25 protein-coding genes and 3 pseudogenes are annotated in these 24277 nt (G+C 34.5%); 16 read left to right on the top strand and 12 right to left on the bottom strand.

The annotated features are described in order from the left end of the window. Window positions 1-502: 502 nt before the first annotated feature. A pseudogene (locus tag AB1K81_RS11050) lies at window positions 503-580 on the top strand (hypothetical protein); the annotation flags it as partial. Window positions 581-1880: 1300 nt separating this feature from the next. Beyond that, window positions 1881-2159, top strand: a complete 279-nt coding sequence (locus AB1K81_RS11045) for a hypothetical protein (protein ID WP_144521967.1) — start codon at window positions 1881-1883, stop codon at window positions 2157-2159. A 390-nt stretch (window positions 2160-2549) separates the two neighbouring features. On the opposite strand, the gene AB1K81_RS11040 is transcribed toward AB1K81_RS11045, so the two are convergent. From AB1K81_RS11040 to AB1K81_RS11005, 8 genes are all read right to left on the bottom strand, one after another. Continuing rightward, window positions 2550-3176, bottom strand: coding sequence for a DUF421 domain-containing protein (locus tag AB1K81_RS11040; RefSeq protein WP_144521965.1), 627 nt, complete (start codon window positions 3174-3176; stop codon window positions 2550-2552). Window positions 3177-3453: 277 nt separating this feature from the next. Beyond that, window positions 3454-4314, bottom strand: a complete 861-nt coding sequence (locus AB1K81_RS11035; protein WP_412976698.1) for a DUF421 domain-containing protein — start codon at window positions 4312-4314, stop codon at window positions 3454-3456. A 31-nt stretch (window positions 4315-4345) separates the two neighbouring features. Then, a complete protein-coding gene (locus tag AB1K81_RS11030; protein ID WP_120377811.1) occupies window positions 4346-4552 on the bottom strand; it encodes a DUF1657 domain-containing protein in 207 nt (68 codons plus the stop codon). A gap of 12 nt (window positions 4553-4564) precedes the next feature. Further along, window positions 4565-4915, bottom strand: coding sequence for a stage V sporulation protein AE (gene spoVAE / locus AB1K81_RS11025; RefSeq protein ID WP_144521961.1), 351 nt, complete (start codon window positions 4913-4915; stop codon window positions 4565-4567). Next, the gene (gene spoVAD, locus AB1K81_RS11020) at window positions 4912-5931 is read right to left on the bottom strand and encodes a stage V sporulation protein AD (protein WP_144521959.1); all 1020 of its coding nucleotides are present in this window, start codon (window positions 5929-5931) and stop codon (window positions 4912-4914) included. The genes spoVAE and spoVAD overlap by 4 nt, the downstream gene beginning before the upstream one ends. Further along, window positions 5931-6410 carry a stage V sporulation protein AC gene (spoVAC, locus tag AB1K81_RS11015; protein ID WP_144521957.1) on the bottom strand — a complete coding sequence of 160 codons (480 nt, stop codon included), beginning with the start codon at window positions 6408-6410 and terminating at the stop codon, window positions 5931-5933. The genes spoVAD and spoVAC overlap by 1 nt, the downstream gene beginning before the upstream one ends. A 21-nt stretch (window positions 6411-6431) precedes the next feature. Continuing rightward, a complete protein-coding gene (locus tag AB1K81_RS11010) occupies window positions 6432-6905 on the bottom strand; it encodes a YhcN/YlaJ family sporulation lipoprotein (RefSeq protein ID WP_144521956.1) in 474 nt (157 codons plus the stop codon). A gap of 81 nt (window positions 6906-6986) precedes the next feature. Further along, window positions 6987-7190, bottom strand: coding sequence for a DUF1657 domain-containing protein (locus AB1K81_RS11005; protein ID WP_091776065.1), 204 nt, complete (start codon window positions 7188-7190; stop codon window positions 6987-6989). Window positions 7191-7906: 716 nt separating this feature from the next. Between AB1K81_RS11005 and AB1K81_RS11000 the strand changes: the two genes are divergently transcribed. The 3 genes from AB1K81_RS11000 (at window position 7907) to AB1K81_RS10990 (ending at window position 8998) form a co-directional block, all read left to right on the top strand. After that, entirely contained in the window at window positions 7907-8179 is a 273-nt protein-coding gene (locus AB1K81_RS11000) for a hypothetical protein (protein WP_034298115.1), read from the top strand. Window positions 8180-8192: 13 nt separating this feature from the next. Then, window positions 8193-8540, top strand: a complete 348-nt coding sequence (locus AB1K81_RS10995) for a spore coat protein (protein WP_412976697.1) — start codon at window positions 8193-8195, stop codon at window positions 8538-8540. A 131-nt stretch (window positions 8541-8671) separates the two neighbouring features. Next, complete coding sequence (locus tag AB1K81_RS10990) at window positions 8672-8998, top strand: hypothetical protein (RefSeq protein WP_009336493.1); 327 nt, start codon at window positions 8672-8674, stop codon at window positions 8996-8998. Window positions 8999-9194: 196 nt separating this feature from the next. Here the strand turns inward: AB1K81_RS10990 and AB1K81_RS10985 are convergent. After that, window positions 9195-9892 (bottom strand): annotated as a pseudogene (locus tag AB1K81_RS10985) (Tn3 family transposase); the annotation flags it as partial. Between the two features lie 127 nt (window positions 9893-10019). On the opposite strand from AB1K81_RS10985, the gene AB1K81_RS10980 reads away from it, so the two are divergent. The 4 genes from AB1K81_RS10980 to AB1K81_RS10965 all read left to right on the top strand — a co-directional run bounded on the left by AB1K81_RS10980 (window position 10020) and on the right by AB1K81_RS10965 (window position 14172). Beyond that, window positions 10020-11111, top strand: a complete 1092-nt coding sequence (locus tag AB1K81_RS10980) for a tyrosine-type recombinase/integrase (protein WP_061794291.1) — start codon at window positions 10020-10022, stop codon at window positions 11109-11111. Next, on the top strand, window positions 11111-13147 hold the full coding sequence (locus AB1K81_RS10975; RefSeq protein ID WP_412976696.1) for a tyrosine-type recombinase/integrase: 2037 nt from the start codon (window positions 11111-11113) through the stop codon (window positions 13145-13147). Before AB1K81_RS10980 ends, AB1K81_RS10975 begins: the two co-directional genes overlap by 1 nt. Further along, window positions 13140-13523 carry a DUF6262 family protein gene (locus AB1K81_RS10970; protein ID WP_061794293.1) on the top strand — a complete coding sequence of 128 codons (384 nt, stop codon included), beginning with the start codon at window positions 13140-13142 and terminating at the stop codon, window positions 13521-13523. Before AB1K81_RS10975 ends, AB1K81_RS10970 begins: the two co-directional genes overlap by 8 nt. Window positions 13524-13719: 196 nt before the next feature. Beyond that, window positions 13720-14172, top strand: coding sequence for a YrvL family regulatory protein (locus AB1K81_RS10965; RefSeq protein ID WP_412976861.1), 453 nt, complete (start codon window positions 13720-13722; stop codon window positions 14170-14172). A gap of 193 nt (window positions 14173-14365) precedes the next feature. On the opposite strand, the pseudogene AB1K81_RS10960 reads toward AB1K81_RS10965, so the two are convergent. Then, a pseudogene (locus AB1K81_RS10960) lies at window positions 14366-15463 on the bottom strand (Tn3 family transposase); the annotation flags it as partial. 97 nt (window positions 15464-15560) lie between these two features. Beyond that, window positions 15561-16001 (bottom strand): cell wall hydrolase, encoded by a 441-nt coding sequence (locus AB1K81_RS10955; protein WP_130004285.1) that lies wholly within the window; start codon window positions 15999-16001, stop codon window positions 15561-15563. A 377-nt stretch (window positions 16002-16378) separates the two neighbouring features. On the opposite strand from AB1K81_RS10955, the gene AB1K81_RS10950 reads away from it, so the two are divergent. The 3 genes from AB1K81_RS10950 to AB1K81_RS10940 all read left to right on the top strand — a co-directional run bounded on the left by AB1K81_RS10950 (window position 16379) and on the right by AB1K81_RS10940 (window position 19416). Continuing rightward, on the top strand, window positions 16379-17896 hold the full coding sequence (locus AB1K81_RS10950) for a phospholipase D-like domain-containing protein (RefSeq protein ID WP_412976695.1): 1518 nt from the start codon (window positions 16379-16381) through the stop codon (window positions 17894-17896). 233 nt (window positions 17897-18129) lie between these two features. Further along, window positions 18130-18705, top strand: coding sequence for a CBO0543 family protein (locus tag AB1K81_RS10945; RefSeq protein ID WP_412976694.1), 576 nt, complete (start codon window positions 18130-18132; stop codon window positions 18703-18705). A gap of 27 nt (window positions 18706-18732) precedes the next feature. Beyond that, on the top strand, window positions 18733-19416 hold the full coding sequence (locus AB1K81_RS10940) for a DUF421 domain-containing protein (RefSeq protein ID WP_412976693.1): 684 nt from the start codon (window positions 18733-18735) through the stop codon (window positions 19414-19416). Between the two features lie 126 nt (window positions 19417-19542). Here the strand turns inward: AB1K81_RS10940 and istA are convergent, their stop codons facing one another. After that, the gene (gene istA, locus AB1K81_RS10935; protein ID WP_412976692.1) at window positions 19543-20628 is read right to left on the bottom strand and encodes an IS21 family transposase; all 1086 of its coding nucleotides are present in this window, start codon (window positions 20626-20628) and stop codon (window positions 19543-19545) included. Window positions 20629-21112: 484 nt separating this feature from the next. Between istA and AB1K81_RS10930 the strand changes: the two genes are divergently transcribed. The 4 genes from AB1K81_RS10930 (at window position 21113) to AB1K81_RS10915 (ending at window position 24270) form a co-directional block, all read left to right on the top strand. After that, on the top strand, window positions 21113-21352 hold the full coding sequence (locus AB1K81_RS10930; protein WP_412976691.1) for a GNAT family N-acetyltransferase: 240 nt from the start codon (window positions 21113-21115) through the stop codon (window positions 21350-21352). A gap of 152 nt (window positions 21353-21504) precedes the next feature. Continuing rightward, window positions 21505-21984, top strand: a complete 480-nt coding sequence (locus AB1K81_RS10925; RefSeq protein ID WP_412976690.1) for a hypothetical protein — start codon at window positions 21505-21507, stop codon at window positions 21982-21984. Window positions 21985-22265: 281 nt separating this feature from the next. Then, window positions 22266-23645 carry a helix-turn-helix domain-containing protein gene (locus AB1K81_RS10920; protein ID WP_412976689.1) on the top strand — a complete coding sequence of 460 codons (1380 nt, stop codon included), beginning with the start codon at window positions 22266-22268 and terminating at the stop codon, window positions 23643-23645. Further along, complete coding sequence (locus tag AB1K81_RS10915) at window positions 23638-24270, top strand: GyrI-like domain-containing protein (protein WP_412976688.1); 633 nt, start codon at window positions 23638-23640, stop codon at window positions 24268-24270. The genes AB1K81_RS10920 and AB1K81_RS10915 overlap by 8 nt, the downstream gene beginning before the upstream one ends. Window positions 24271-24277: the final 7 nt, after the last annotated feature.

Raw genomic sequence — 24277 nt, 5'->3', positions numbered from 1 at the left:
TTTTATGATTATAAAAACTTCCTCCTGTATTTACAGTTATACATAATTTACAGAAAACCTGTAATACAGGGAATGTGATAAACAAATTCTGAAAGGAATTTAGAAAAACTGTCTTCTTGCTCCTCTTTTAATTACTATGTGAAGGAATTACTCCTAAACTAACGGGCAGAAGTCTGAATAATTAACAACCAACATATTCAGTGATAGTAGGGGAAAATAACCTTTGTAAAATCAGAGGAGATTCAGATGAAACGTTTTAATATAATTCCAGTCATAGTGTTATCATTGTTTAATTTAAGTTCACTGTCTATGGAAAAGAAACAACTGAAAATAAGAAAAGAGAGATTTCTAATTCAGAATTGAGCTTAACGTTAAAAGACGAGGTGATATGTCGGAACGAGTGTGGATAGAGATGAAACGCAAACAAGGATGGATGTTAGAAGAAACATGAGTTTTTGCTGGTGTAGGTTTTTGTGGTGCATTTACAACATTCTCAACTTTTGGGTACGAAACTATAACTCTAATACAATCAAACAAAATTAAATTAGCACTATATATGTCATTACCTCTATTACAGTAGGCGTCATTTCAGCAATGATTGGTTTATATATATAGAATGTATAGATTGTTCAATATGTGTGAAAAGGTGATCTAAAAAACAATCACCTATTGTGCTATCGGGTGCGAAAAAAGCACCTTTTCTTAATTGAATTCAATGAGGTAAGTAGTGCAATAGCAATTAAGATTTCACTTAAAAATAAGAAGTAATTTCAGTAAATCAACTTTTTTTGATTTAGTTATTGTATTTGAATGTTAAAAGCATATTCTGTATTAGGATCAAGATAATCCTTCCAATAAAACCATAAAGACTACACCAAGTATTTGTTCGTTTTCATAGACTTCTTTACAAATAGTGATTTGTCCTGCATCTCGTTTAATTTTTTGACTTTTAGAAGTTATAAAACTAAAGTTCCATGCTGAATTTAAATAAAAAGATAAAGTATTATTAAAATAACCTCCCTTTATGAACGTGTTAGGGAGGAATTTTCGTCATCTATATTTAAGTTGGCGTTAAATTTGTGATAGTTGGCGACCCTTTAGAGCGATTTTGAAAATGGGCAGTTTTTTTGAATTTGTCTTCATATATCATTTATTTTCATTATTCTAAGCTTCCCTTTTTAGCTTGAAATATATTTTTAGGAATTCTATAAAGCATTTAGAACAGTATTTTTCGTTAAGGCACGTCAGATCGTTTTGCAACAGAATTTTACAACAGGAACATCTCCCTTTAACTTTCAAAAGAAACAACTCTCCTTTTAACTTTTATTCTTTTTATAAATTTCATCTATAAATTTAACCATGGTCTCGGAATTAGATATTTTCCCTAAATTTTTAAGGAGGCATATCAGTGATTCAGGCGTTACCCCAATAAATTCTAGTATATTCTTCTAAGGCTTTAGGATAACATTGTGGACAGTACCATTTATTAAGAAGAAATGAACCACTTGGTAACATTGAAAGTTGACTTTTCCAGAAATAATCTTCACAAGAAATACACATTCCCATGTTCCTCTTCAAAAAAAACATCCCCTTAAATTCCTTCTTTGAAAAACTTAAACCATAATATGTTCCGCAATTGTCATAGGGATAGGTATTTACCTACATTTCGCCTAAATTGGTTTATCACCCATATCCTTTTCTAAACGCTTGACATGAAAAAATGAATTCAGTGAAATTATCTACTTCTCTATTCGATTGGCTGTAATGCTTAAATTTTCTAGCCTAATTACTTGTTAAAAGCGATCATAATTTAACATTTATAGGGAATGATACTATTTATAGTTTTAAACATAATACTAAATCATGAAAGGAGGACATCCATGAACAAAAAATGGTTTCTTATACTAGCCGTTGCAATTTTATCTACCATGTTAATAGTCGGTTGTAACAATAATGATCAGAATCCACCACCAGAGGATAACAATAATGTTATTGAAAACGGTGATACGAATGATGATAATGCAGATCTTGAAGATGCACCCGGTGTTGACGAAGATGATAACATGTTTAAAGATGATGAAAATGATAATGATCCAGATCCAGAAGATCCAATAGAAGATGCAGAAGATATAGGCGATAGGGATAATAAAGATGAGTAATAGGGATAACTAGTAAAAAGCCGATTCTCCTTTTATGTCAAGGAAAAATCGGCTTTTTAATTATTTCGGATCAATTTGATTTTTATTAGATTAATGGAAAACTCTATTATAGCATTAGCCTTTTAGGCATTTGACTGTTTTTTCGGGAAAGAAAATTAATTATTAAACAACAACCACACTCAAAGTTTCACTCTTTATATCCCCATAGTATGGAAAAAGTTATAATGATGCATTTGGTTTCTCATCTTTCTTCAAAAATACTTAGAACTTGATAGTTTGATAAGGTACTGTACTAAGAAAACCATATTTATCTAAAACCGTTTATCTAGGATTAATATAGGGAGGGGAAATCGTTTTAAGATTAGTCGCTAATATCAAATGTGTTAATGTTTAGTGAATGGTCGGTATTCTAACAGAAGCGTAAAATATATCTTTAATTTGATGATATCCCTTTGCCTTTAGTTCTTGCTTAAGCCACTCTTCATTCTTGTTGATTAATTTTAAATTACGCTTCTGAACTTTCCCTTCAATTACAACAGCTATTGGGAATCCATGGTATTCTACTTTCATATGTAAATCCTTTGGAGTAACAGGAACTAATTCTTTCCTTGGTAAAATGCTGATTTCACCTGTTGCTTCCAAAATCGCATATTCAATATCTTGAATATCTGGATATCTTGCTGTTCTTAAACTTGACAACAGCTCAGATAAAGGATATCTATTTTTCCTTAAATTTTTATATACAATTTTTCCATGTTTAACTAAAATAGTCGGTTTTCCTATAATAAAAGGGTTTAACCAATTTAATAAACTTAATTTTGATATAACTAAGTGAACGCCCGTTATAACAATGGTTCCAATAATCCCCTCTGTTACTCCATTTACTTTAATGGACCCAAATGCTAAATAAGATAAAAATAGAATCGCTCCAAAATCGTGAGGGGTAAGTTGTGCTAGGGCTGATTTCCCTAAAATTTTTATGGCTACAATAAAAACAATATATATATAAAAATTAATTTAACTAAAAAATTAGACACTTCTAACATCTCTTAGGGAAAATCACCTTAGTCTGAAGTCAGACTAAGGATGTTCATCTCTTTGACTATACGGCAAAAATTAACAGAGAAAGTTAACCAGTAATGTTTTAATATTTTAAGCACCCTCTAATCAATTTAAAAAAAATATTTTTCCAAAGATTTTATTTTCAAGATTCGACTAAATGATATTATATAAAAAAATGGTACTACTTTTTTGTTATGTGTCTTAAGATCATCCAAGATAGCGAAATAAACCATTATCCTTTTAAAATAGGCATCACTTTATCAATAGCTTCTTGTAGTTTTTCACTATTTTTACTATACATTTGCTTAGCTTCTTTTGATTCGGTTCCAAGAGCAAACAACTCTAAGTCTGCTTGGCATTTTTTCATTGTCGAAAGAATTAAAGGTCTTTCTTGAGGAGATGCGACTTGTAATTGATCGTCAAACAGGTCAACTGTTAACTCTCCATAGGAATTAACTTGTCCAAGAAAAACATTTTCTACCGTTACACCAAGTTTTTCTAATTCAGTGTGTAACCAAGCACGGCTTCGTCCAATCGTCGCAAGTGGTTCATCCATGATCACACCATCCATAATGACAGTCTGAGGCTCTTTAATTGAAGCAACCGTCAAGTTTAGATCCTTTGCTGTTAATGGTTGATTTTCTTTCTTTAACATGACGGATAAATCCCCTGTTGCCTCTAATACAGCGAATTCTACATCAGACACCTGATAAACATCCTTCTTACGAAGTAATTCTAATAATTCATCTGTCGTGTATCTTTCCTTTTTTAAATTATCTTCCATGATTTTCCCATCTTTTATAAAGACAGTTCCTGTTCCTTCTACAAAATCATGGAACTTTTTACTTTTTAAGGAAAGCAAACCAGATAAAAAGGGTATTGCTGCAAAGATGAAAATTCCAATAATACCGTGAAAAATGTTCCGTTCAAGTCCCATAGCAACTTCAGCACCTATACTTCCAATGGAAATACCGGTGACATATTCAAAGAAAGATAATTCAGATATTTGTCTCTTTCCTAATAATTTTGTAATTAAAAATAAAACAACAACAAAGAAGATTGAACGTACTGCAATATCTAACCATTCAGGCACTACTTAACACCTCCTATAAAAATTACATCTTTTAAAAACCTTTGTACTGAAATTCTTCTCGTTCCAATTCTCCAACTCTTTTTTTCAAATCTGTCACTAGTTCGTTTACTACCATCATCGTTTCATGTAAAGTTTTCTTGGATTCGTTGTCTTGTGTCCGTATGGCTAAACTGGATAGACTAGCTTCCACACCTTTTAAACTGGCAAGACATTGTTTTACATCCGATCCTACGGTCATATTACATCCTCCTTATCCCTTAGGTTTAAAAATCAAAGCTCCCAGCATTCCAAAAATAATGGCAGCTGAAATACCGGAACTTGTTACTTCGAATATCCCTGTGAGTACACCAACTAACCCGTGTTTTTCGGCTTCTTGCATAGCCCCATGTACAAGGGAATTTCCAAAACTTGTAATGGGTACGGTAGCTCCTGCACCAGCAAAGTCAATCAAGGGTTCATATAATCCAAACCCATCTAAAATGGCCCCCACTACTACAAGGGTACTTAACGTATGTCCCGGAGTTAGTTTAAACACATCAAACAAAATTTGCCCAATGACACAAATCAAACCACCTACGGTAAAAGCCCAAAAGTAGGTCATAATGATTGTTCACCTCCGTATTCAATCGATACCGCATGAGCGATACAAGGAATCGTATCATTTTGCTGGAAAGAAAGAGGTGATAATAAAGCACCAGTGGCCACTACTAACATTCTTTTAAATTCGCCTTTTTTCATGCGATTTAATAAATGACCATAGACTACTGTTGCTGAACACCCCGCCCCACTTGCCCCTGCGAGGACTGGTTGTCCTTTCCGATAAATCATAAGTCCACAATCTTGGAATTGTCCTTCACTAATGGAAGTTCCATGCTTTTTAAATAAATCAAGGGAAACTTCACGCCCTATCTTGCCAAGATCCCCAGTGACGATTAAATCATAATAAGAGGAATCAATGTTTCTTTCCGTTAAATGCGCTTCAATCGTATCAACAGCAGCTGGTGCCATAGCCCCTCCCATATTAAATGGATCGGTCAGTCCCATATCAATCACACGGCCTATCGTAGCAGAAGTGACACTCGGTCCATCCCCAGAATCACTTAAAAGGGCCGCACCAGCACCAGTAACCGTCCATTGTGCAGTAGGTGGTTTTTGTCCTCCATATTCTGTCGGATAACGAAACTGTTTTTCAACAGCTGTGTTATGACTCGAAGCCCCTGTTAATATATATTTAGCCCCCTTTGTATTAATAATATAAGCACCTAGAGCCAATCCTTCCATAGAGGTAGAACAAGCACCAAATAAACCAAAATAAGGAGCTCCAATGGTTCGACTAGCGAAACTTGTGGGAGTAATCTGATTGATCAAGTCCCCTGCGAGAAGAAACTGAACCTGTTCCTTTTGTATTTCTCCTTTTTCCATTGCCTTTTGACAAGCTTCTTCAAAAAAAACTTTATGTGCTTTTTCATAGGAATCCTGTCCGAGCCATAAATCGGCATGAAGAAGATCAAAATCTTCCGATATAGCTCCATCTGCTTCAAATGGTCCACCTACTGTTCCAGTGGAAATAATCACAGGCTTTTGTTCGAAAACCCATGTACGATGACCTGCAAGCATTATAAACCACCCCATCTGATTAAAATTGTTTTAATTAAGGCAATGACAAAAGCAGAAAACACACCAAATAAAATGACAGAACCGGCTAGTTTAAACATATTGCCGCCTACGCCCAGTACAAATCCTTCGGTTCGATGTTCAATGGCAGGTGATATGACCGCATTACCAAAACCAGTTACGGGTACAGCTGTCCCTGCTCCCCCAAATTGGGCCATTCGATCATATACTCCAAAACCGGTAAGAAGCATCGTAATAAAAATTAAAGTACCTACCGTCGGATTTCCGGCCGTTTGCTCTGTGAAATCAAAATAATAGATGTAAAAGTCTTGAATAAGCTGACCAATAAGACAGATGAGACCACCTGTTAGAAAGGCTTTTATACAATTTGTTACAACCGGTCTTTTTATTTCACGTTGTTTTTGTAATTCTTGGTATTCCTGTTGGACTGGGGTTAGCTGTTTCTTTTGATTATTTGACATAGCTCGATCCTTCCTCTTTCTTTACGTTTTTTCCTTTATAAGACTTTTAAGTTTTTTCAAATCCTTTTTTAAGCTTTTCTTATTCGTATTGTTTTTTTGCAGTCTTTGTTCTATTTTTTCGAGTTCCCAGAACATTTTTTTATCCGACGAAACGACGACTTTATGATTCGGATATATTTTTTCTAGGTCAGATTTTACTGTCTTCTCGATAGTTTTTAATCGAAAACGATTGAAATTTTCTACCTTTATCGCTACTAAAAGCTCCTTATCTGTATTCACAGCCCTTACATCCGTAATTTCATCCTTAGTAATCATCTTTTCTTTAGCCTGGTTAGCGATAGATTGATCGAATGGCTTGCTTGTATGTACTTGTGAAATACTCAAATCTTTATTGTTATAACCCATTTGATTCTGGTTTTCGTTACATCCTGAACCTATTCCGATGATGATTAGTAATAAAAGCAAAATTTTTAATTTAGTTATGTTACCTTTCATGAAATCACCTCATATTTTATCCATTCAAAATCACACAAAAGGTTGATCAATATCGACCCATCCTTTTGTGTCGCATTAAGATTATTGTTTGTATTGAGGTTCTTCTTGTTCAATTTGTTGAACGCGTGGTGCAATGCTGTCTACTACAGATTGAGTTTGTTTAGCCGCATCTTGATAGAGTTGCTTCGCTTGTTCATTATCTGTACTAAGAGCAAATGTTTCAAAGCTAGCTTGTGCACTTTTTAACCCTGCTAGAGCTGTTTTAACGTCACTGATCACTGTCATGAATAACGCCTCCTATATTTTATTTTGACCTTTATTATATTGCTGTATAAAAAGATTTTTATTCATTGAATTTTATCAGACTTTAAATATTTAAATATTTAGATATGTAATTTTCCACTGCTTTTGGAAAAGAAACACATGTAAGAAAAAGCGATGAGAGGAGGATAGTGAAAATGGACAATTAAGTTATAAATAAACGGATTAAAATACAGAAAATTTATTCGTAGTTACTAGGTGTCTTGGAAATTGTTACATTGCATTTTATCCGAATAAAGGGGAATTCCTTTTCAAACACAGTGAAGGACTTGTCAATGGAGTATTTTACAATTTGTTTGTCTTATTAATATTTTTTCAATAAACAAGAAAATGGTGAAAAAAAGCGAGGTATACATTAGTAATGTACAAGGACTATACTGAAAATATTTTAGGAACAAAACCACGAGCTAGACATAAGAAAATAATTGAAAATTATTTAGATCAAAGTTTTACCAATCCTATCATACATAAGGAAATTCATGGTGATAAAGTCTATGTCCCCTTAGATTTAAACAGGGTCTGGAATAGAATAAATTAGTATTTAGTTTAGCCACAAATACTATCTAAAGGTGGGGGGGTCTTTAAAACTAGTCTAAAAACCTGCATATTTTTGACCACTGTGTGGCAATCTACCCATGTGATTACAACATTGTTAACAAGGAGGAAACATCATGCAACAAATGCAGACGGGTATGAATAATCAACAAGCACAAGCTTTAATGACACAACCGCCTGAAATAATGTCAACAAAGGATCATCTCTATGTAAACGATATGTTAAGCTGGAATTTACTTGCGATGAAGAAAATGCATTTTTTCGCTCAACAATGCCAAAATCCCGAAGTAAGAGCAGCACTTGAACAAGCTGGACAAATGCATGATCGACACTATCAACAGCTGCTTCAACAGATGCAACAGTATGTAACTCAACCTTCACAAAATATGAATCAATAAGGAGGAAACTATTGTGGAAAATAATACTCCAAACAGGATTAAAAATCCTGAAACACCAGTCCCTAAGACGCCGCAAATGAACGATAGAGATTTTCTAAACGATGCCTTAACTACGGAAAAATATATATCTTCCTCATACTCGACTGCATTAAAAGAAGCTAGCCATGAATCGTTGTATCGTACAATAGCGTCTGTTTCCCAAGAAACAGAAGACTGTCACCGCAATATATATAACTTAATGTTTAAAAACGGATGGTACGGTTTGGAAAAAGAAACTCAACAAACTATTCAACAATCGGTTCAGCAATTTTCTAACTACATGCAAAGTCAAGATCCATATAGAGGTAATGTAATACAATAAAAGAACACGTGTTCAAGAAGAATAAACTCAAGGTAAAACAACAATAGTTATGCGAGACAAAAGGTTGGTTAGTTGTTAACCAACTTAGAAAATAATTTAGAATTTACAACAATCGAAAGGGCGGCGGTAAGATGAATCTTAAGTGGATGAAACTTTTATCAACGGTTTTTCTTTCAATTTTCTTGTTATTAGGGTGTAATAATGGAGATGACGATAATAATCCACCACCGGAGGATGTAACTCCAGGGACAGAGGAACCAATTGAAGATCCTATCGACGCAACAGATTCAGATACTATTGATCAACATAATGTCACCCCTGATACAGAAGAACCAATTGAAGATCCAATCGACGCAACAGATCCAGATACTATTGATGAACATAATGTCACCCCTGATACAGAAGAATCAATTGAAGATCCTGAAGACGCAACAGATCCAGATACTATTGATGAATAAGTTTATACACCGTTTGTTCTCAAACGGTGTTCTTTATGTATCAAGATTCAAGGATGTTAATAAGAAATTTAATACTTATATTGCAACATTTTCTAATAGGGGTACTGCCGACAAAACGCGGATATTATACGCTAAGACATTTTTTGGATATGATGACCCTAATTTTTCTACGCTAAGCAGAAAAATTAGGGTCTTTTTATATCCTAAGTGGACGTAGGGAATGTATTGAGCTCAAAATCTCAGGTATAAATGAATATTCTCCTAGAAAGTTTATATGTTCCCATCCTAATGGTGATATGTGTGGGAGCAATTCCTCTTGATACTTTCCTGTAGTTTTAAAATGTTCAATTGCTTGTGATAGATATACGGTATTCCAAATACTAATAGCATTAATAATGAGGTTTAAGGCGCTGGCACGCTGTAATTGATCTTGTAATGCTCTTTCTCTAAGTTCCCCATGTTTCCCAAAAAAATAGCTCGCGCCAATGCATTCATAGCTTCTCCTTTATTTAATCCACGTTGAATTCGTCGACGCAATGTTTCGCTAGAAATATAATCTAATATAAACAAGGTTTTATCTATGCGCCCCATCTCTCTTAATGTAGTAGCAAGGCTATTTTGACGAGAATAAGAACCTAATTTCCCCATAATGAGAGAAGCAGAGACCGTTCCTTTACGAATGGAATGTGCCAACCTTAATACATCATCATAATTTTCCTGAATGATCTTGGTGTTAATTCTTCCACGAAGCAACTTCTCCATTTCTGGATATTGGTCTGGCTTTTCAAATGAATAAAGTTTTGAATCTGCAAGGTCTCGTAGTCTTGGGGCAAATCGAAATCCTAACAAATTAGTTAATCCGAATACTTGATCCGTATAACCAGCCTTAATTGTACTAGTATTAGAAGTAGTTATTAACGTATCTTGCGATAGTAACTACTTCTTTTATATTTCATTAAAGAATTATTATTTGTACTATTAAATTTATGAATATATAGTATCTTACGAATTAGGGGGTGGAATGTTGAAAGTACAAGAAGTTCTCATTCAAGAGAAGAAAAGATATCTGTTAATTGATAAGAGAGGCTATCCGGTCATACCGGTTGCAAAGTATATAAAGTATTTAGATAACATTGGAAAAGCTGAAAATACACTAAAGTCATACTGTTACCATCTAAAGCTTTATTTTCAATTCCTAGAGGAAAGTCGGTTAAGATATCAAGAAGTGAACCTTGATATCTTGGCTCAATTCATCGGTTGGCTGAGAATTCCCGATCAATCTACAAAAGTCATTTACTTTGAAGAAACCTTAGCTAAACGATCAGAAAGAACAGTCAATACCATCATAACTTGTGTCATAGGATTCTATGACTATTTGACTCGTAATGAGGATTACGTGGGAAATGTAAATAATCAATTAAAAAAGCAGGCCCCAGGGCGTTTTAGGACGTTTAAACCCTTCCTCCATCACATTACAAAAGGGAATTCTTATGATAAAAACATTTTAAAAGTTAAGGAGCCAAAGCGTACAGTTAAAACGTTAAATAAAAACCAATTACAAGTAATTCATAATGCTTGCAGCAATATACGGGATGAATTATTGTTCCGTATTTTATATGAAGGTGGATTACGTATTGGAGAGGCCCTTTCTCTGTGGGTAGAGGATTTTGATATTGGTAAAAATGCTATTTCGGTTAGGAGATCCAAAACATCCGATGGAGAAAAACGAAAAGTCTATGTATCTATTGAGACTATGAATCTCTTTCAAGATTATCTAATAGACTTTCATTCTTACGAAATTGATAGCAATTATGTGTTTATCACCTTAACTGGACCAAATCGTGGTAAACCAATGACTGATGGTTCTGTACGTTCTTTAATTAAACGGATGAAGAAAAAAACAGGAATAGATTTTACCCCTCATATGCTTCGGCATACATATGCCACAGAGTTACATGAAGCAGGAGTAGATATTGCCATCATACAGAGATTATTAGGGCATGCACACGTTCAAACAACGATACAGACTTATATCCATGCATCCGATGAAACCATACGTGGAAGCTGGGAACAAGCTCAATCAAACAAAAAAATAGGAAGAAGAGATAAATAATGACACAGAGTACATTGAAAATAAAACCCCTTCCCCACCATCTGGAACAGATAAATGAACCATTACATGGATATTGGGCAAATGATGTATGGAATGTACAAGAATGTCCCATCCTGGATAAACATTATGATTGGAATAGAAAATTGATTTTTGATAAGGTACACAATCTTAGATTGAAAAATGAATTAAAATACTATTTTTATAAGGGATTAAAGGAGACAAGGATTTCGATTACCTATGCTTTCATGCATTATTCTCCATGTCTTAAAATTTTTACAGAATTCATCTCTCGATACTATGCCAATTTAGATTCTATTATTGATATACAGAAGGAAAAGTTTCTAACAGAATATCGAACATTTCTTGTAGAGAATGGAAAATCAGTTGAAATTGTACACCGGAAAAAGTCATCACCATGGTTGTCACCAACAGTCCAACCATCTTTGTATATTAGACTCTTTCTTCAAGTTTATGAATTTTATTATCAGCTTTATGATGAACGTGATGAAACAGACAAGGATTGTTGGGATGTACGAAAATTGAATATTAATTATAACAATACAATTAGTAGATATTCATTAGACTTTTCGAAGGTTCCACAACCTTATAGACAATTATTTAAAAAATATATAAAGACTCGCCTAGTTGTTCAGCAATCCATTAGCTTTTCTACAGCAATATGTTATTTAAATAGACTTTCGTTTTTCTTCACCTTTTTGAAGGGTAAACATCCTGAGTGGAAAGAATTAAACCAGCTATCCAGAATGGATATTGAGGAGTACATTGAATACTTGCGACATTCCACTATTAAAAAGGGAAAATATTTAATTAATCCAGATCACAATTATGTAAATCGTTTTTTAATAGACCTTAAAACGTTTATCTCATACATACAGAAATTCGAATGGGAAGAAGCTCCGACAAAGTCAGTAATTTCACTATTGTCAATTGAAGATATCCCTAAAAAGAAAAGAGCAAAAGCTGGTGAAATTAAATATATCCCGGATGAAGTATGGGAACAGTTAATTTACCATATTAACCAACTTTCCTCAGATCATATACCTATAATTCTTCTAATGGAAGCTACAGGTTTTCGAATAAGTGACGTTTTATCACTTAAAATTGACTGCTTAGTAAATCAAGAAGATGGCTGGTGGATTATCGGAGATCAAAGAAAAGTAAGTTATAAAAATCATAAAGTTCCTATTTCAGAGGAAATTGCAAATGTGGTCCTAGCGCAGCAAGAACTTACAAAAAAGAGATCAACTTTGGACACGAACCCTAAGAAATATTTGTTTCCAACACTTAAAGGGAAAAGGATGGGTAATCCCATATCGCAAGATTCCATTAAGTTGAACCTTAATAAACTAGCTAACAGATGTAATATTAAGGACAAAGATGGAGAAATTTATTGGTTTAAAAATCATGCGTTCCGACACCGTTACGGTGTTAATTTGATTAATAACGGAATGAATATTCTTCATGTTCAAAAACTGATGGCTCATGCCAGTCCTGAAATGACGTTAGTCTATGCCCAAATTCATGATCAAACACTCCGTGATGAATGGGAAAAGGCTCGCGATATTGGCGCAGTAAGACTAGATACACATGGAGAAGTTATTGTCGCTAATTTAGCTCAACAGGCTGAAGAAAACGGAGTTGAACTGGAATGGATACGTCATAACATGGACTCCATTCGTTTAGATCATGGGTTTTGTGTAAAAAGCCCTAAACTTCATTGTGATTTTCTTGAACAGACATTAGAACCACCCTGTATTAAAAACAACTGCCGAAGTTTTCACGTTGACAAGACGTTTCTCGACTATTACCAAGAACAGATATCTAAAATGGAAGCTGATATTGGAGTATACAAAAAATCCGGAAGGTTACGTTCCGTTGAGTTAATTGAGCCCAAATTAAAAAGATATAAAGAATTAGCAAATGGTTTACTACATACTGGTGGTATCTTTGGTTTAGATAAAACCAGGCGTGAGTATGTTGGAGATGAACGTGAGAAGGTGATGCAAAATGTCTAATGAAAACCCAAATACCGAAGGTATTATAAAACATGCAAAGTTAAAAACGGAAAAGACCATTCAAAAAGTTGAAGAAGCGATCAAAAAGATGATAAAAAAACAAATAAAAATCAATTTTAACTCTGTTTCTGCAGAATCAGGGGTTTCAAAAGCATTTCTATACAGAAATACAGAACTCCGAGAACGAATCGAAACACTTCGCAATCAACAAGAAGGTCTCCCTTCAATAAAACAAGCTAAAAGAAATATGAGTGACGCATCTAAAGATGTAATTATTTCTTCCTTACGGAAGAGAATCAAAGATTTAGAGAAGGAAAATAAAGAAATTAAAGAACAAATGAAAATTAAATTTGGGAAGATTTATGAGGGAATTTAAGATCTACGATTTTCCCTCCCTGTTTGATTTTCTGTGTAATATGACAATGCCGTTAAAAGATAAGTTGTATTCAGCAATCGGGCCATTTTCTGGAACAATAGCTTTAAAGAAAATTGAATATAATGATAAAATTTAAGAGAGGTTGTGAAGCGTTGTACTTAAATTAACGGGCAAATTTAGGAAGGAGTCGTTTAAGATAAATAAAATTAAAACAATAGTTATCTGTACATCTATCGTACTAATAATTTTGTTTGGTATTACCTTTTTTGAATACATATTTTTAAGGTTACTCGGATTACAATATAATTCAATCAGTGCTTTAGTATTTTTCTTTGTTATGTATGTATTCCTTGAAATACCTCTCTCACTCATTACAAATGCGATACCAAAAGCTTTGAGATTTGTTGGTATTATTCAATCAAGCAACGGCTGGTTGTCATTTATTTTGAATACAGGTCTCACTTTTGTGTTAATGGAGTTACTCGATACATTTATGGTGAATATTGAGATTGCTTCGCAAGGTTCACTCATATTTGCATTGATTTCTGGATTTTTTAATTGGACATTAAGAGAAAATGATAAAGAACCACCAGATATTGATAGCAAAGACTTCAAGGAAATAGAGAATAAATTTGGCTCTCAAAAGTAAAGGAAGCGTTAGTAATAACTAAAGATTAATTTTGAAGCTTTATTATTTTTTAAAATCTTCCACAATCGAGCGCGATTGTGAAAGATAATGGCTAACGACTTTAAATCGTTAGTCATTTTTAAATCTTTCGTTAAGTACATGTCTACAATGAAAGAACACATAATAATTTTAATTTTTTTACAAAAAGGTATTGATAACCGGCCGTGTCTGTATAATGTTCTTCAATATGCAAGTCGGTTTCATGATGCAATAAACCATCTATAACATGAACAGCGTCTCTTGCGTTTGTATTAATCACTTTCGTATAGAAGCTAGAAAATTGGTCACTAACAAACCGATAAATGGTTGTTCCTTTCCCTGTGCCGTAATGTGGATTTGCATCAGCGTGTAAGGATGAAACTCCTACTTGAACACGCATTCCATCTGAAGAAGAAGTTGCCATCGCCCCAGTACGACGACAAGTTTAACTGGTGTTGAAAATTCACCATAACGGCTTGTGCTTTATTCATAGCATCTTCATATAAACACCACTGTCGGCTGTGGACATTTGCCGGTAAGAAACCCCTTGTGTCGCTTCTGCCATCTTAGTAAGACCGATGTTTGTTCCCATAGCCATAATCGCTGCCATGATTGCAGACTTTTCTTCTTCTTTCGGTGGATTCAGCGTAGAAGCATGGAGGAACTGCTTTTTGAATCCCGTCCAACTTGCTACTTCCATAAGTAAATCTGTCAACTTCACACGAGGTATCAGTTGATATAGAGATAAACTATATTCTCGTGCTGTTTCTGGAACGTTTTTCTCCAAACGATGGAGATGCAGTCGTCCGTCTTCAAAATTAACCCCATCTAATTCTGTGATATTCGCTTTAATCCATTCAAGCCGATTATGTAATGCATCCATTTTCAATTTTAAGTATTCAGCAACAGAAGGTGGTGCGGTAAGTCCATTAAGGTGCTTGTTTTGCTGCCATGCTTCTTTTGTCACTAAATAATTATCAAAATCTTGATGCTGACGACTTCCTTTAATAGAAACGTTACCTGAGCGTACAAGATTTCTTAACTCGGTAAGAACAGACATCTCATAATATTGGCGATTTATATTCCCATCATCATCATAAACGTGCTTTTGCCAGCGATTCGAGATAAAGTCCAAAGGAGCGCCTTCTGGAATTTTTCGTTTATTATTTTTGTTCATCTCTTTAATGGTCTCAATAGCTTGAAGCAATGGCTCTCCTGATTTTGTAGAAGTGAATTCTAGGGCTTCTAACAATGTTGGGGTATATTTACGTAAGTAGTTTTATAGGCACTGAAAAAAGGATCTTCCAGTAAGAAGTTCCTTTTTTTTGCTGCTAAAAGTTTTAGTTTTTAAAAATCTTCGAATCTTTTCCTCAACGACTATAAACGCTTTCACATGTTCCAGGCGCTGGTTCATAAAAACAATGTTGTTTAAATTGACCACTAAAAGGTTGGCCATACCATGTTGGAGGACACGGACCATATGGATTAAAGTACCAAAGAGCATATTTCGCTGGGTAATCTCTCCAATATTCCAAATTCTTTCTTGCTAATCTTCTTTCAGATTCTCTTGCTCGTTGATAAAACATATTGCCTTTTTGCACAGCTTCAAAGGAGTAATTTCCCCCTTGTACTTGAAAAATAACATCTTCAATGGTCCTTACATCCATGAAATCCGCACAATCAGCTACAGCACGGTTTACAATCACGTTTCCAACATAGAGCATCCCCTGTACTCCTTCACCTTCAGCCTCTGCTCTCATCATCCTTGCCATTAAATCAACGTCTGCATCTCGGTAAGCGACTCTTGCCATTTTTTTCACCTCCAAAATACAGTATGAAAAAAAGCATACATTTATGTCCCTTTTTTACAAATATTAAATGAATACTCTATAAAAAACCAAGTTAACAATTAGTAGTAGTGCCTTGCCCCTGTTGGAGTCTTTTTCGTAGTCAGCTACATCAGAATTACGGAAGGTATTGGGATTAAATCGAAGAAATGTAAAACGAACCTCCTTTTTTGTTTTTCGATCCATTTCCGACGTTTAAATTCCTGTGACAAAATAAACTAATTACAAAATATTTATTTTGAGTGCCTCATAAGAAAAGGTATCTAAACAATTCTTTCGTATTCCAAACGTATACTCGCTACATAGTTTGTACATGCTAAGAAAAAACTAGGGGGAATTTTATGGAGTGGATTTTTTATCTATACCTGTTAAATACGTTCTTTATGTTATTCATAGCAATTTGGGAAGTTCGTCGTCCTGCCAAGGCTTTGAATTGGATAATAATAGTCCTTGTTTTGCCTGTCATTGGTTTCTTACTATATCTTAGCATATCAAATCCCAAGCTTATTCATCGTAAAAGATTGACCTCTTCTCATAATGAGTCTGAGAAGTTACCTGATACATATAGTGATTCAGCATCGATAATCGCCGATGCTTTACGGCATTTCACTGTGCATGGGCTTCGAGTCGGCAAAGTCCAAGTACTAAACAATGGAATAGCAAAATATGAACAACTTATCGAATCCCTACAAAAAGCCCAAAAAACCATTGATCTGGAATATTTCATCTATCGGAACGACCAAATTGGTAATCGCATCACAGAACTACTGATCGAAAAAGCAGTAAATGGAGTGCGGGTTCGTTTTATTAGAGATGGTTGGGGGAGTAAAAAATTTCCGCGTCAAAAAATTCTTCAGATGGTGGAAGCAGGGATAGAATGTCGGACAATATTTCCTTTAAGTTTTCCCTGGATTTTGTCCAATTGGAATTATCGGGATCATTGTAAGATTGTGACGATTGACAGAAAGGAATCCTTTACTGGCGGTATGAACGTTGGTTATGAATATACAGGATTAAAGCCAGACGTAGGATTTTGGAGGGACACTCATTTGCAAATTATAGGGGAAGCAACAGGCGACTTGCAGACTATCTTCGACGTTCATTGGAATATCGCTGTACCAGAACGGATAAAGTCAAAAACAAAATCTGAGGCAACGAAAAAGGCCACTAAAATCCCAAAATATAAATCAAAGGAAATCAATCCAACCGGCAGCATAGATCTTTCAAGATGGTCTGCCGAATTAGGATCTGAATTATGGCCTATAGAAGGTAAAACAGACAATACCCAAACAAAGACAGGAGAATTGCAAAAAGCGTACATCCATACGTTGGAAGGAAACCCTGGAATTCCTACCCCAGTTATTCGTCAAGCTTACTTTATATGTATAACACAGGCGACCAAAACTATTGATATAACAACACCCTACTTTGTACCAGAAACAGATATTATCATGGCATTAAAGACAGCTGTGGCTCGTGGTGTGCACGTAAGATTGCTGGTTCCTCGCCACATTGATCAAAAAAGCGTGGGCTATGCAAGTCGTACCTATTACGGGGAACTTATAGAAGCTGGGGTCCAAATCTACCAGTACAATAAAGGAATGTTACATGCGAAACTGATGATCATTGATGAGGAAATTGCAGAAGTAGGCGCAGCAAACTATGATATGAGAAGTTTTCGCCTGAATTATGAGGTGTGTCAAGTCGTGTACAGTGCTGATGTGGCAAGGGAACTCACAGAGCAGTTCGAGAGGGATCTTACTGATTCTGTACCATTAAGAATTGAAGACTTGTTGCAACGATCCCTGACCGAGCGCATTGTTGAACAAGGTGCTCGTCTGCTTTCTCCATTATTATAAGTTGATGTATCCTGTTTTTATTGTTCTATCTTAAATCTAGATTTAACTTTGTTTTTAATATATTTCTGACTTATTTGAAAAAAAGTCGAAAACCCGTGTATTATAAGAAATTCCAACATGGTTTTTTTCTTATTTACGATGGAAATTCATTACTAAAAAACGGTAATACTAAAAAGGCAGCTCAAAGAGTTTGAATTCAAAAATATCTGTTACCTTTTCATTTAAATATAGAGGTGATATCAATAGATAATATATTTGAAAATCTTAAGGAAATACGTTTATTAGAAGATAAGCTCTATCATTTAGAATTAAATGGTTGGCTAAAAAATGAGTTTTTAACTTGGGAATGGTGGATACTAGTCGTTTTTTTAGTTGTGCCTTGGGTTATATGGGCTAAACTTGTTAAACGAGACATTATTTTAGAAATTTTGTTATTTGGTACCATAATTATCTTGACAACAACCTTATTAGATGTAGTTGGTGCACAATACAGTTTTTGGGATTACCCCATTGCATTCCTACCTTTTATTCCTAGGGCCTTTCCTTTTGATTTTTCAATGGTACCTGTAGCTTACATGTTGTTATATCAATATTTTAGAACATGGAAAATTTTTATAATCGCACAAATCACTATGGTACTCACATACGCCTTTATTGGTGAACCTTTTTCCGAGTGGGTCGAACTTGTGTATTATTATGAGTGGAGATACAGATATTCATTCATATATTACATCATTGTTGGAATTGTAACTCGAGCTTTAATACTAAAACTAGCCTCTTTATCTAAACCCTCAAGATCTTACACCTAAGTAAAATTTAAATTGGAGGAAAAAACTTTGGAAGAAGTTAATATTGGTTTACTGACGATCAAAGTCATCGTTGGTTTTGCAACTTTATTTTTTATCATTATCATAACAGGCAGAACATCCATCTATCAGTTAACCCCGTTTCACTTAGTTTTTGTGTTAGTACTTGGAGATTTTTTTGGAAATACCATTTATGAAGATAAGGTAAGGATTTTTCATTTTTTATATGCCGTCGGATTGTGGACTTTTCTTATGTTGGGAATAGAGTTTATGACTCTAAAAATTAAATCGACACGTTCTCTCTTATTAGGCAATCCTAACATCATCATTCGAGATGGTGTTATGGACAGAAAGTTACTTACAAAGAACAAATTGGATGTAAATCAAGTATTGAGTATACTCCGTCAAAATAATGTCTTTTCAGTTCGCGAAGTCAAATACGGTATATTGGAAGCTAATGGGCAAATAAGTTTATTATTAAAATCCAAGTATCAAAAACCAGACAAGCAAGATCTCAATCTTCCAGAAAGTCCAGTAGACCTCCCAACATCGTTAATTATAGATGGGGAAATTTTATGGGATAATTTACATGAACTCGGATTTGATCAACAGTGGTTAGATAACCAATTAACTACCAATGGATATGATAATGTAAAGCGTATACTTTACGCAGATTGGCGAGAGAGTGAAGGCATACATGTAAGTCCTAAATAAAATTTGTTAGGATAAGAGCACATCAATTTTCTTGGTGAATATAAACTTTAGTCTTCAACAATCAGGCGCTTTAATGAAGTAACTAAAGCCTAATTTTTCACTTATAACACCGAGAAATTAGACTTTTTATATTTTGATTTCCTTAACGTTGTAAATCCGCATTTTCCTGACGCTACCCCTATACGTTCCCAGTGGAACGGAGTAACGATTAGATTTATACACAATCGTATTGTCCTTTCGTACCGTTCTTGTTATACTGGAATCTACATGTGAAACATGGAATTTTTTAAGGACTGGTCTTAAGTGCTGTTTTTCCAATGCAAACACTTCAGCCGGTCTTTTTTTTGTACCGTTGTGAACTTTTCCATTTCCAGTTCGCTCAAGCCAATCTATACATCTATCATTCCAATGGTCTATGTTTTGAAAGATACGGTATTTGGCGAAGTTTCTCTTTATAAATTTAACGACATTCTCAATTTTTCCTTTACTCTCTGGATCCGCCTTACGACAAACAAACAGATTCAGTTTTCTCTCCTCACGATATGCTTGAAATTCACCTGTCAAGATTAAGTCACCCGAATTTTCACTTACTACGATTAAAGAATCCTGATCATAAACTATTTCTTGTGGGACCCCTTCAAAAAACTGAAATGCATTTTCATGTGTTCGAATAACATCTTTCGCAGTAAATGGTCTATCTAACCATTCTGCATATTTATAACGAGAATGTGAGAGCACAAAGCTAATAAAATATAATTTCTGCTCTTTCCCGTTAGATGCTTTTTGGACTGTTTGACCAAAATCAACTTGTACTTGTTGTCCCATGGGTAATTCAGGAACAGCTTGATATATACGTTTGGATTCTGTTTTAGGTAAAGAGTATTTTTCCCGTAACTCTTTTACATAACCCCGAACTGTACTTTCGCCTACCTTAAAATCATCTTTATATCTTTCTTTTAGCCAATCATATATTTGTGCACCGGAGGTGTCAGGGTGTTCACTTAACCACGTATGAATCAGCATTTCATATGGATCTAACTTCTTTTTTCTAGTTTTTGTGGAAGCCATCCATTCACTCATTTCCTCCGGGGATTTATCTAAATATTTATATACGGTTGTTCTTGAAATACCTAACTTCCTAGCAATTCTTCGTATCTTAAATCCCTGTTGTTTTAGTTGATAGATTTCCATGTACACTTTCCATTTTTCCACCTTTCATGTTCCCTCCATTGCTGTTTTGTACAAACATGTATTATACAGCAATGGAGGAATTTAAATAGTTGAGGGCCTAGTAAGCAGCGAGCATGTAAAAGGCTGCTGCCCCTACGGGGCAACAGCCTTTTACATGCCTATACCCCCAAAGAAAAGTGTTCATTTTTATCTAGCAATAATTGACTACTTTAGTTTAGCAGTTACAAGTTGTCATTTGGCCACTCCTATTGCTTATTATTCTATAGGGGAGAGAAAGTAAAATGACGGTGAGATTAGAGGAAATGAATGCAGATGAATTCCAACAATATCAAAATTTTGCAATCAAAAACTTTGCAAACGAAACAAATTAAATCTGGCCTGGCAGTTGGGGGTCACAAGAGGCAATTAGCAAAGCAACACAGGAATATGAAAAGTTGTTGCCTAAAGGACAGAATACGAAAAACCATTATTTATTTAAATTCATGATGGAAGTAAAGAAGTTGGTATGATTTGGCTCGCACAGAGAACAGATGAAAAAGGGTTTATTTATGATATTAACATTTGGGAAGGAAATCAAAGTAAAGGCTATGGCAAACAAGCTATGCAAGAAATTGAGATTGTAGCCAAGAAGATTGGATTGAAAAGTATAGAACTTCACGTCTTTGGTCACAACAAAGTAGCACGAGGCTTATATGAAAAGTTAGGATATATAGAAAAGAATATTAAAATGGAAAAAACATTATAGGTCATAAAGTTATTTCAATAAAAGGGTGCTTATCTTGAATAAGGAGCTGTATTCGTGACAGTTCCTATTGTGGTAAAGAGGCAGTTTAGTTGAATAAGAAATCGTAAAAGTAATGAGCATTTACTTTAAAATAAGATTAAACGGGGGTTTATATGCGAAAAATCTATCTAGATAGAACAGCATTTTCTGGAGCCATAGGTGTTAATTTAGAAGATACTGAGATTATATCAGCAGGAACAACCATTTATTCAATGGGTATTCATGATAGAAATGAGGAGTATCAAAGATACGCTAACGATCATGATATTCAATTTATCTTTGACGATGATATTCCACATTTAGAGTTTTTTACGGTTCCACATGTAGATATTATAGCAAAAGATAGTAAAGGTGGATTTGTCGGAACTGTTTATCAATTGTGTGATTCAGAAAGTGACGCACCAATTTGTTATATCAATAGGGACTTAGAGTGCTTTATAATTTCTGAGAACTTAGAAGATTTTCTGAGTAATATAGGAACATGGCAAGACAACATGAAACCCTATGATAAAATTACCGTTTATCGTTCGAAAGCAGAAGCAGAAACTGAACTAGAGTTTATCGATTTGTCTGATATTCTTCCATTATTATAAATTCTTCTTGAACTGACGGGTGCATTAATCCAAGATAGATTAATGTCCTTTTTATCGAATCATTTATGATAGTGACTAGTTATTTTAATAAAGGTAATCCAAGTTGTTTAACATATAAATTTCTTACTCATTTCCCTAGAATAGATGCTTAGTATATTTCAAAACGCTGTCAATTTTATTGGGTTTTTGATAAAAAAGGACAAAAATATGACCTACATGTTTGCTATAGTTACACTAAAGGAATTATTTTCAAATTCCTGTTGGAATATTTTACTAGACTGGTGGTGAGAAATGAATTACTTAGAAAGTGTTCAAACTGCAATAGATTTTATAGAAGAGAATATGGAAATGAATGTGGAATAGAAGAGGTTGCTAATATATCTTGTATGTCACTCCCGCATCTATATCGTATGTTTTATTCCCTTACTGGACATCCAGTCAAAGACTACATGCGTAAAAGAAGGCTTAGCATTGCTTCAGAACATCTGAAAAACTCAACGCGTAAAGTCATAGACATTGCCATGGAAGTTGGTTTTGAATCACAGGCATCTTTTACAAAATCATTCAAGAAGATAGTTGGAGTGACTCCGAAGGTATATAAAAGTTCAGACATGTTTTATAGTTTCGAACGTATTAATTTATACGAAAAGGTGAACTACCTAGAGGAACGTGATTTGTTCGATAGATACCCTGACGTAAAGGTTATTCAAATAAAAGATATGACAGTACTAAGTTATATACATAGATCAGACTGTTTAGAAGGAATTGAAAAGGATGCATTTACGGCAGTTCAACATCTAATTCAAAACTCTAATTTAAGCATGAAAAAAGTTAAACTTTTTGGTCGTAATATAGAATTAGATCATGATAAAGGATCTGACTTTAACCGTAACCTATTTGCATATGAAATGATGGTTGCTATTGAAGAGTCTATTGTTAACTCAATAGCTGGAATGTATATTAAAAAGATTCATGGTGGGATGTATGCGGTTGGAGCAACCCCTTCAAATTGTGAACACGGTATTCTATCATTATGGAATCGGTTATATTCAGAGTGGCTGCCTAAAAGCGTATTTAAAGAAGGTGCACATACATACTTAGAAGAGTACATTACCTATAACCAAAAACTTGTTCGAATGAAACTTTATTTACCGATTGAGCGTCAGCTAGAACCTGAAATGATTACCGTAGAAGAAACTGAACCTTTCTGGGTGGCATTTAGTAGGATTTACGGACATGATAGTCAGCATAAAGCTGATGCTACATTATCTGATTGGTTAAAAACCGATGCATTCATTGACTATTCTAAGGCAAAGCTGTACGTATCATATAACTACGGAGCAGAAAATGGTTTGGAACATTGGAGTGAATGTGGTATAACAACTAAATACTCAAAAGCTGAAGGTATAAGCAACCCTTATATTAATCAGAAGAGATTAGGCGGTGGATTATTCGCTGTTATCGAGACGAAGGCCTACGGAACACTTAATGGTGTTTTAGAAATTATTCACCGGTGGATCGTTAGTGAAGAAAAATACATTCTAGATGATTCAAGACAGTGGTTTGCTCAATATCAAACTTCTTCATTTGACTCATCAAACCATAACGTGCTTGTTCGAAGTTATATACCTATTATGGAAAGGAAGAAGTTATATGAGTGACAAAGCTGCGTTAAACCTTTTTCCTCTAGAAAACTATCAACCTCAAAAAACGCCACACTCACTGCAAGTTCTATTAGGTCAACAAGAGGAGTATCAGAGAAATAGGAAATTAGAAGTTAAGACAGTCACGATTGATCGGTTTACTATGCTAGCTGTTAAAGTAAGTGGTAGTATGGAAAATTTTGAGGTGGGGCAGGAAGTACGAAAAGGATGGAATAGACTACAAGATGTTCTATCTTCTGAGAAAGAACTTTCAATGGAAGAAAATAAAGGAATTGTCTTTTATAATCAAGGAATTATGGTACAGCCAGATGGTAGAATTGAGCTTTGGGTAGGAATTAAAGTAAAAGATAACACTCCTATTCCTGGGGAGTATAAGTGCTTGACTATGACGATACCAAAAAGGAAGTATGCAAAAATTGATTGTAGATGTTTTAGTAGGACTGAGATGGACCGTAGATACAGGTATTTGAAGGAATGGATCATACAAGAAGGATATCAAATTGATAATGGAACTAATGCATTTTCCCTTGAACCCAATCGTCTTGATACATTCAATCCTTTTAGTGTACCTGCTAATGAAATTCAGGCATTTGATTTTGATATTTTATATCCAATTAAATAGAGGAGTA

Origin of the sequence: Ornithinibacillus jepli (assembly GCF_047228935.1) — a bacterium.
Classification (GTDB): domain Bacteria; phylum Bacillota; class Bacilli; order Bacillales; family Amphibacillaceae; genus Ornithinibacillus.
Note: the sequence above shows the minus strand (reverse complement) of the source record. Positions and strands in the feature narration are given on the sequence as shown.

What these genes read in the sequence shown, in the direction of transcription:
- AB1K81_RS10980 (WP_061794291.1), top strand. Translation starts at nt 10,020, where the DNA reads ATGTTGAAAGTACAAGAAGTTCTCATTCAAGAGAAGAAAAGATATCTG.
- AB1K81_RS10925 (WP_412976690.1), top strand. Translation starts at nt 21,505, where the DNA reads ATGCGAAAAATCTATCTAGATAGAACAGCATTTTCTGGAGCCATAGGT.
- AB1K81_RS11005 (WP_091776065.1), bottom strand. Translation starts at nt 7,190, where the DNA reads ATGACAGTGATCAGTGACGTTAAAACAGCTCTAGCAGGGTTAAAAAGT.
- AB1K81_RS11000 (WP_034298115.1), top strand. Translation starts at nt 7,907, where the DNA reads ATGCAGACGGGTATGAATAATCAACAAGCACAAGCTTTAATGACACAA.
- AB1K81_RS10970 (WP_061794293.1), top strand. Translation starts at nt 13,140, where the DNA reads ATGTCTAATGAAAACCCAAATACCGAAGGTATTATAAAACATGCAAAG.
- AB1K81_RS10915 (WP_412976688.1), top strand. Translation starts at nt 23,638, where the DNA reads ATGAGTGACAAAGCTGCGTTAAACCTTTTTCCTCTAGAAAACTATCAA.
- spoVAC (WP_144521957.1), bottom strand. Translation starts at nt 6,410, where the DNA reads ATGTCAAATAATCAAAAGAAACAGCTAACCCCAGTCCAACAGGAATAC.
- spoVAD (WP_144521959.1), bottom strand. Translation starts at nt 5,931, where the DNA reads ATGCTTGCAGGTCATCGTACATGGGTTTTCGAACAAAAGCCTGTGATT.
- spoVAE (WP_144521961.1), bottom strand. Translation starts at nt 4,915, where the DNA reads ATGACCTACTTTTGGGCTTTTACCGTAGGTGGTTTGATTTGTGTCATT.
- AB1K81_RS10950 (WP_412976695.1), top strand. Translation starts at nt 16,379, where the DNA reads ATGGAGTGGATTTTTTATCTATACCTGTTAAATACGTTCTTTATGTTA.
- AB1K81_RS10955 (WP_130004285.1), bottom strand. Translation starts at nt 16,001, where the DNA reads ATGGCAAGAGTCGCTTACCGAGATGCAGACGTTGATTTAATGGCAAGG.
- AB1K81_RS10930 (WP_412976691.1), top strand. Translation starts at nt 21,113, where the DNA reads ATGATTTGGCTCGCACAGAGAACAGATGAAAAAGGGTTTATTTATGAT.
- AB1K81_RS11045 (WP_144521967.1), top strand. Translation starts at nt 1,881, where the DNA reads ATGAACAAAAAATGGTTTCTTATACTAGCCGTTGCAATTTTATCTACC.
- AB1K81_RS11010 (WP_144521956.1), bottom strand. Translation starts at nt 6,905, where the DNA reads ATGAAAGGTAACATAACTAAATTAAAAATTTTGCTTTTATTACTAATC.
- AB1K81_RS10975 (WP_412976696.1), top strand. Translation starts at nt 11,111, where the DNA reads ATGACACAGAGTACATTGAAAATAAAACCCCTTCCCCACCATCTGGAA.
- AB1K81_RS11030 (WP_120377811.1), bottom strand. Translation starts at nt 4,552, where the DNA reads ATGACCGTAGGATCGGATGTAAAACAATGTCTTGCCAGTTTAAAAGGT.
- AB1K81_RS10990 (WP_009336493.1), top strand. Translation starts at nt 8,672, where the DNA reads ATGAATCTTAAGTGGATGAAACTTTTATCAACGGTTTTTCTTTCAATT.